This window comes from Flintibacter sp. (assembly GCF_046973065.1).
In genome coordinates this window covers 23,663-31,610 of record NZ_JBKVXZ010000041.1, presented here as the reverse complement: position 1 = coordinate 31,610, position 7,948 = coordinate 23,663, and the positions used below count along the sequence as shown (strand labels likewise).

Annotated in this window: 7 protein-coding genes; 4 read left to right on the top strand and 3 right to left on the bottom strand. The window is 57.5% G+C overall.

Annotated elements, in window-relative coordinates; genetic code table 11:
• Nucleotides 1-194 precede the first annotated feature (194 nt).
• On the top strand, nt 195-1,517 hold the full coding sequence (locus ACLTXB_RS13530; RefSeq protein ID WP_428227369.1) for a sodium-dependent transporter: 1,323 nt from the start codon (nt 195-197) through the stop codon (nt 1,515-1,517).
• Nucleotides 1,518-1,658: 141 nt separating this feature from the next.
• Here ACLTXB_RS13530 and ACLTXB_RS13525 read toward each other — a convergent pair whose 3' ends face one another.
• The gene (locus ACLTXB_RS13525; protein WP_008981158.1) at nt 1,659-1,913 is read right to left on the bottom strand and encodes an AbrB/MazE/SpoVT family DNA-binding domain-containing protein; all 255 of its coding nucleotides are present in this window, start codon (nt 1,911-1,913) and stop codon (nt 1,659-1,661) included.
• Between the two features lie 266 nt (nt 1,914-2,179).
• On the opposite strand from ACLTXB_RS13525, the gene ACLTXB_RS13520 reads away from it, so the two are divergent.
• A complete protein-coding gene (locus tag ACLTXB_RS13520; RefSeq protein WP_428227368.1) occupies nt 2,180-2,758 on the top strand; it encodes a nucleoside recognition domain-containing protein in 579 nt (192 codons plus the stop codon).
• Nucleotides 2,759-2,760: 2 nt separating this feature from the next.
• Nucleotides 2,761-3,282, top strand: coding sequence for a spore maturation protein (locus ACLTXB_RS13515; RefSeq protein WP_008981156.1), 522 nt, complete (start codon nt 2,761-2,763; stop codon nt 3,280-3,282).
• A 27-nt stretch (nt 3,283-3,309) separates the two neighbouring features.
• On the opposite strand, the gene ACLTXB_RS13510 is transcribed toward ACLTXB_RS13515, so the two are convergent.
• Nucleotides 3,310-4,635, bottom strand: a complete 1,326-nt coding sequence (locus ACLTXB_RS13510) for a putative ABC transporter permease (protein WP_428227367.1) — start codon at nt 4,633-4,635, stop codon at nt 3,310-3,312.
• A 9-nt stretch (nt 4,636-4,644) separates the two neighbouring features.
• On the bottom strand, nt 4,645-5,793 hold the full coding sequence (locus ACLTXB_RS13505; protein ID WP_428227366.1) for an alanyl-tRNA editing protein: 1,149 nt from the start codon (nt 5,791-5,793) through the stop codon (nt 4,645-4,647).
• A 202-nt stretch (nt 5,794-5,995) separates the two neighbouring features.
• Here ACLTXB_RS13505 and ACLTXB_RS13500 point away from each other — a divergent pair, with 202 nt between their 5' ends.
• Nucleotides 5,996-7,933, top strand: coding sequence for a PTS fructose transporter subunit IIABC (locus ACLTXB_RS13500; RefSeq protein WP_428227365.1), 1,938 nt, complete (start codon nt 5,996-5,998; stop codon nt 7,931-7,933).
• Nucleotides 7,934-7,948: the final 15 nt, after the last annotated feature.

The following is a 7,948-nucleotide window of genomic DNA, read 5'->3' as shown; positions in this document are numbered from 1 at the left end:
TTCTGCCGAAAATACTTGTCTGGAGACGGACCGGGAAGATAGGTAACGCCAACACGAAAAGGACGAACAGTTTTGTTCGTCCTTTTTTCATAGATGCATAAATATTCGTGCGTTTGCTTTGCATTTACCAGTATTTCATGCTATGATATAAGCTACGACTGGTCAACTGCGACCACACGATAGGACGTGATAAAATGAGTACAAAACGAGATTCCTGGGGCTCCAAATGGGGCTTTATTCTGGCGTGCATCGGCTCAGCGGTAGGTATGGGAAATATCTGGCTGTTCCCGGCGCGGATTTCTGCCTATGGCGGCGCCACATTTCTCATTCCCTATCTGATCTTTGTGGTGATTATTGGTTCTACCGGAGTGATCGGAGAGATGGCGTTTGGACGGGCTACCCGTTCAGGTCCCATCGGCGCCTTTGGTGCAGCGACAAAGCAGCGGTGGGGGACCGACCGCCCCGGCAAACTGCTGGGTCTGATCCCGGTGCTGGGTTCTCTGGCGCTGGCTATCGGGTATTCTGTGGTTACGGGTTGGATTTTCCGCTATCTGGCCGGCTCTTTTACCGGAACTGTGCTCAATCAAGAGGGCCTGGACGGCTTTAACCAGCTGTTTAATGCCACTGCCAGCAATAATCTGGTGTGGCAGCTGGTGGGAATGGCGATTACCATCCTAATCCTGATTTTTGGTATCGGGAAGGGAATTGAACAGGCCAATAAGGTAATGACCCCCTTGTTCTTTGTACTGTTTGTTGGGCTGGCCATCTACCTGATGACGCTGCCCGCTGCATGGGAGGGTTATCGGTACATCTTTGTTCTGGATCCCAAAGGTCTGCTGGATCCTCTGGTTTGGGTATATGCCTTGGGGCAGGCATTTTTCTCCCTGTCTGTGGCGGGAAATGGTACCCTGATCTATGGCTCCTATCTGAGCAAAGATTCCATTATTCCCGCGGATGCCCGCATGGTGGCTATCTTTGATACTCTGGCTGCTATGCTGGCCGCCTTGGTCATTATTCCCGCTATGGCGGTGGCAGGACAGCAGCTGAATCAGAGCGGCCCGGGACTGATGTTTATCTTCCTGCCCAACGTGCTCTCCAGCATTCCGGGCGGATTCATCATCCTGATTGTTTTCTTCCTGGCGGTCACCTTTGCCGCACTGACCTCGCTGATCAATCTCTTTGAGGCGCCTACCGCTACGCTGCAGGAGATGTTCCATCTGTCCCGTACGGCGGCCTCCTGTATTATTGGTGGGATCGGTATTGTGGTGGGCATTGTGATTGCGCCCATTGTGTCGGATTGGATGGACGTATGCTCCACGTATATTTGCCCCATCGGCGCCCTGCTGGCTGCGGTGATGTTCTTCTGGGTATGCAAGAAGGACTATGTGCTGGAGCAGGTCAATCTGGCCCGTGAGAAACCGCTGGGCAGCTGGTTTTACCCCATGGCCAAGTACATCTTCTGCGGAGTGACTCTGGTCGTGTTGGTACTGGGTGCTGTTTTGGGCGGAATTGGATAAAAAATGGAAAAATCCCAGTCTGAAGCTTGAAAGAGCTCAGACTGGGATTTTTTGCTTATAGGAAGAAAAGAAAGGTCAGGAAAGGAAAAACCGACAGTGCAAAATAAATACTCCGACCTGGGGCCGGAGCATAAATATAAGTTACTCTTTGTCCATAGCATCCTGAAGAGCACGGATGCACTTGGGGCAAATATTCTTTCCGTGGAATACAATCACATCTTTCGCGTCATCACAAAAGATACAGGCGGGCTGGTATTTTTTCAGAACAATGGAGGGACCATCCATGTAGATTTCCAAAGAGTCCTTCTCAGCAATGTCCAGAGTGCGGCGCAGCTCGATGGGCAGAACGATACGGCCCAGTTCGTCTACTTTGCGTACGATGCCGGTAGATTTCAAATTAACCATTCCTTTCCTAATAGACCAATGTTTCGAAATACGATGGTCGTTACGGCTCGAAAGATGTAAAAGCGGACTAAAAACAACACGATAATTATACTACAAAGAATCATCCTGTCAACCATAAATGTGAAAATATTGAAAAAATAGAATAAAAATTTACAGAGATTAAGAAAAATTGCAATAACTTAAGGAAAATGTCGAGAATAGAGGTGGAATTATTTTCCATACAAACCAGTATAGATATGAGGTAGGGAGGGGACAAGATGACCATGTCAGTGATTTGGACGGCAATGGCGGTGCTGTCGGTTATGTGCGGGCTGGCCACAGGCCGAGGAGAGCAGGTGGCTGCGGCGGCGGTGGAGGGAGCAGGCGCGGCGGTGGAGCTGTGTTTGGGGATTGCAGGGATGCTGTGTCTGTGGATGGGAGTGATGGAGGTGATGCGCCGCTCCGGGCTGGCGGATGGTCTGTCCCGGCTGCTGAGTCCTGTGCTGCGGCTGATCTTTCCCAAAGCGGCCCGGGACCGGGAGACTATGGATTGCATTTGTGCCAATGTGTCGGCCAATCTGCTGGGACTGGGCAATGCCGCCACGCCGCTGGGGATCCAGGCGGCCCAGCGGATGAGCCGAAGTAGTCCTGGAAGGGCCAACGACGAGCTGTGTATGTTGGTGGTGTGCAATACCGCGTCCATCCAGCTTATCCCCACTACCGTGGCTACGGTCCGGGCTGCGGCAGGCAGTCAGACGCCCTTTGATATTCTGCCCGCCGTGTGGCTTGCCTCCAGTTTGTCGGTGGGAGTGGGGATTCTAGTATGTAAATTGCTTTCCAGGGTGTGGAGGGATTAGCGATGGAGCTGCTGTTTACCATGGTGGTCCCCCTGACCATTGCCGGGGTGGCCATGTATGGGTTGGGGCGGGGCGTGGATGTGTACGATGCCCTGGTCCAAGGGGCCGGCGGAGGTCTGGAGGTCATGCTGCGGATCTTTCCTGCCCTGGTGGGCCTGATGACGGCGGTGGCTATGCTGCGGGCCTCCGGGGCGCTGGAGCTGGCTGCGGAGGTACTGGCTCCGCTGTTGGACCGGGTGGGACTTCCTGCCCAGCTTCTGCCCCTGATGCTGGTGCGCCCCATCAGCGGTTCCGCGGCGCTGGGTGTGGGAGCAGAGCTCATACAGACTTATGGTCCGGACTCTCAGCTGGGGCGGACCGCGGCAGTTATGCTGGGCTCCACCGAGACCACCTTTTATACCATTGCCGTCTATTTTGGCGCGGTAGGAATTACACGCACCCGCTATGCGGTGCCTGCCGCCCTGTGTGCCGATCTTACTGGGTTTCTGGCGGCGGCCTGGGCGGTGCGGATCTGTTTTTCATAAAAAAACGGCCCCCGAAGGGGCCGTGGGTCAATCCACCAATTTGGCGTTGGGATAGATGTGCTCCATGCGCTCGTCCGGGAAGCGCTGGTCCAGAAGTTGGCTCAGGGCGGTAGGAGGAGCATCGGGCATGGTGTGACGTTGGGTGTACCGTGCCAATGCCAGGGCGGAAACCAAAATATTGATGACCATAAACACGATCATGATCCAGGTGAGTCTCTTTCCAAGGCGGATCGGGAGACGCTCGATCAGGCCGGACAGCCGGGGATAGCACAGCTTGAGCCACACTACCGCCGCAATACCCCAGAAGAAGCAGAACAAAAGGTTGATGCGGCCGCCCAGATTGAAGGGCAGGTGGCTGTAATCCCAGAAGACCGTACCGAAGACCAGCTCCGTAAAGACAGAGCAGACGTACTCATAGGCTCCGCCCAGCACGGTGCCGAACAGAAAGACAAAGCTGTCGCTGCGGTCCCGATAGCGGTAGAGCACCGCGGTCAACAGCACCGCACCCAAACCCCATACAATGGAGAAGGGGCCGTAGACCACGCTGCTCCGGCTCATCCACACTCCGGCAGTAGCCCGGCAGAAGATGGTCTCGATGATGTCGCCCAGAAAAGCACCGATAAAGAAGAGACAGGCCAGCTTGTAAAAGCTGCATCCGGCGGCAAATACCTGGCTGTCCCGCACCGGATCGGCCTTGCGCTGGGTGCGGATACGCTCTTTATCCAGACTGGGATAGGCCTGGGCCATACGGCGCTGGATGGAGCGGGTGACCGCGTTGTCCAGGGCGGTGGAGATCCGTTTCCAGCGCCGGGAGATCTCGGAGGGTTCCTTCAGTTCGCCGTTGAGCTGCACCAGAGCGGCCCAGGACCCCAGAAAGTCCACCGTCAGCAAAATCAAGAGGACCCACACCAGAAGATTGCCCACCGGGCGGGGGATCAGATCGATCAGCCGGACCAGCAGCGGATTGGCAAAAAAGATACATATAACGGCCAGGACGCCCCAGATCAGGGAGTATTTCAGGCAGATGTGTCCCTGGAAGTTCCAGGGCTCGTCGGAATAGTCCCACCATTTCTGGCGGAAGATCCGCTCCAGCAGCACGCCGGTGGCCAGCTCCAGAGCGGTGGCCAGGATCATACCGAACAAGAACAGGAAGAAGATGTCTTCCCGCAGCTCAGGCAGGAAGAGGGCAAACAGAACTCCGGCCAGGCCGTAGACGGGGGAGAAGGGGGCGCTGAGGAAGCCGCGGTTGAGCAGCCGCCGCTTTTTTGCAGCGGCCAGTGCAGTTTCACCCAGCCAGCCAAGGAAGGCATAGACCAGGAAAAACCACAGAAGTTGATAGGCAGAATAGTCCATATATACTCCTTATACGTGCTCCTGGAAGAAGGTCAGGATCTGCTCGCGCGGGGCAGAGACGGTACCTTGAATAAAGTCGGGCTTGCCGCCGCCACGGCCCTGGAGAGCCTGGTTCAGGGCCTTGGCCAGGGGACGCAGGTCTCCGCCGGGCTGGCCCACCGCATATTGATAACCTGCGCCGTCCTCTCCGGAGAAGCAGGCGCAGCGCCCGCCGCATGCGGCCTGTACCGCGCCGCACAGACGGCGCAGGCTGTCGGGGGACAGGCCTTCTTCAAAGACCACCACATCCCCTTGGCCGGTATACCGCTGGGCCAGAGCGGCAAACTGCCGCTCCTCCATGGTGAGAATGCGGGACTTGAGGGCGGTGTTTTCATCCAACAGGCGGCGCACTGCCCCACTGGTTTGCATGGTCTTGGCGGAGAGCAGATTGGAGATCTGGTGGTTCTGTTCCCAGACCTGAGACAGGTAGTCCAGAGCCCGCTTGCCGCATACCAGCTCGATGCGTACCCCATCGCGGAACTTCTGGCAGGAGAGCAGCTTGACCAGCCCCACCTGTCCCGAGGAGAATACATGGGTGCCGCAGCAAGCGCAGGTGTCGGCTCCAGGGAAGGAGACAATGCGCACCTGGCCGGTGAGAGCCTTCTTGCTGCGATACTCCAACACCTCCAACTCCTGGGGAGTGGGATAGGTGACGGCGATGGGATGGTCCTCCCAGATGTACTGGTTGGCCCGTGCCTCCAGCTGGGCCACCTGCTCCGGAGTGAGCTCTACATTCAGATCAATGGTGATCACGTCGCTGCCCATGTGGAAGCCCACATTGTCACAGCCGTAGAGGCTGTGGGCGATGCCGGAGACGATGTGCTCTCCCGAGTGATGCTGCATGAGATCAAAGCGGCGGGGCCAGTCGATCTGCCCCTCCACCTGGCTGCCTGCCTCCAGTGGAGCGGCGCAGGTGTGGACGACCCGTCCCTCACGCTGGTGGACCTCCAGCACCGGTACACCTCCCAGCGTGCCGGTGTCATAGGGCTGTCCGCCGCCCTCGGGGTAAAAGGCGGTCTGGTCCAAGAGAATATCCCACCCCTTTTTGCCCTGGGTACAGGACTCCACCGTGGCAGAAAAATGGGTGAGGTAGGGCTGTGCTTCATAGAGCTTTTCCATGGCTGAAACGACCTCATTTCTTCCAAATCGTTGTCCGGACCATCATAGCACATCCGGCTGGAAAAAGCAAAACCGGCCGTTTTGCCCTGTTGGGTGGAAAAATATAGGGAAGAAGGTTTGAACTGGGGCGGCGGACATGGTATAGTACCATAAGAGCGGCTTCGGCTGAAAAAGGACCGGGGTAGGGAAAGAAGCGCTGTCCATGGGAGTTGCAGATCTGCTCAGTCCACAGCGCATCGAATTGAATCTTCCCCTGCAGGACAAGCAGGCCGTGTTGGAGCGGCTAGTGAAGTTGGAAGGTTATGGAGAGGCCATCCTGGACCTGGAGGCCTTTCGCCGGGACATGATGGCCCGGGAAGCTCAGGGGGGAACGGCGGTGGAGGCCGGTGTGGCGGTGCCCCACGCCAAATCTGCAGCGGTACGCTATCCCAGTCTTGCGGTGGTCACCTTGAGAGAAGGAATTGACTGCGGGGCTTTGGATGGGGTGCCCTCAGATATCTTTTTTATGATTGCAGCCCCCGCCGACGCAGAACTCCATATGGCAGTGCTGGCCCGGCTGACCAGGCTGCTTTTGGAGCCGGAATTTCTGGAGCAGCTGCGCCAGGCGATCACGCCAGAGGAATTTCTGGAGATTGTCGATGAGTTTGTGCAGCGCCTGCCCCAGCTGGACAGCCGATGGCAGGAGTCTCCCACCGCCAAGGTGCTGGCGGTGACCGCTTGCCCCACAGGAATTGCCCACACCTATATGGCAGCCGACGCTCTGGAGCGGGCGGGGCAGCGTCTGGGTATCTCGGTGAAGGTGGAGACCCAGGGGGCGGGTGGAACAAAGAACAAGCTGACCTCGCAGGAGATCCGGCAGTGTACCGCAGTTGTTATCGCTGCCGGACGGGAGGTGGATATGAGCCGCTTCCAAGGGATCAAGGTACTGCGGGTATCGGTGAACGAGGGAATCTACCGGGCAGAGGAGCTGGTACAGAAGGCCGCGTCAGGGGATGCTCCGGTATACGGCGGCGTGGACTTGCCCCGGGAGGTGGTACGCATCGAACGGGCGGGCGTACGGGCCTACCGCCAGCTGATGAACGGGGTAAGCCACATGCTGCCCTTTGTCATTGGCGGAGGAATCCTCATTGCCCTGGCCTTCTTGCTGGACGATCTGTCCCTGGGCTATGCCCATTTTGGTTCCAATACCCCTGTTTCGGCCTGGCTGCGGGCCATGGGTCAGGCGGCGCTGAGCTTTATGCTGCCCATTCTGGCGGGATTTACCGCGGTGTCCATTGCCGACCGGCCCGGCCTGATGGTTGGCTTCGTGGGAGGCGCGCTGGCGGCATCGGGCTCCACCTTTGCTGCCCCGGAGGGATCCGGCGTAGCGGCGGGCTTTTTGGGGGCTATGATCGCTGGATTTGTCGGAGGCTATCTGATGCTGGGGCTGAAAAAACTGCTGGATCGGCTGCCCCGGGCTATGGAGGGGGTCAAGCCTATTTTGCTCTACCCGGTGGCGGGCCTTCTGATGGTAGGGCTCTTTATGTGTCTGATCAATCCCTTTGTGGGGGCACTGAATGAGGCGCTGTACGGTACGCTGCAGACTCTGGGACCGGAGAGCCGCGTGGCGTTGGGGGCGCTGCTGGCGGCTATGATGGCCATCGATATGGGCGGTCCCTTTAATAAGGCGGCCTACCTGTTTGGTACGTCTACGCTGGCAGCGTTAGCCAGCGGGCAGCGCTCGGATGTGATGGCGGCGGTGATGATCGGAGGCATGGTGCCCCCGCTGTCCATTGCTCTGGCCACCACCTTCTTTAAAAGCCGCTTTACCCAGGAGGAATGTAAGTCAGGCACTGTGAACTATATTCTGGGACTGTGTTTTATCACAGAAGGAGCGGTGCCCTTTGCCGCGGGAGATCCGCTGCGGGTGCTGCCGGCCTGCATTGTGGGATCTGCCGTGTCTGGCGGGCTATCCATGTTGTTTGGCTGTGCTCTTCCGGCACCCCACGGAGGAATTTTCCTGTGCCCGGTGATGATTAATCCCGGAGGATATCTGGCAGCCTTGGCGGTGGGATCCCTGGTGGGAATGGTGCTGCTGGCTGTGCTGAAGAAGAAAAAGGACCAACCGGAACCAGAGACTGTGAAAAAATCGGGTCAGTAAGGAGAGAAACGGACA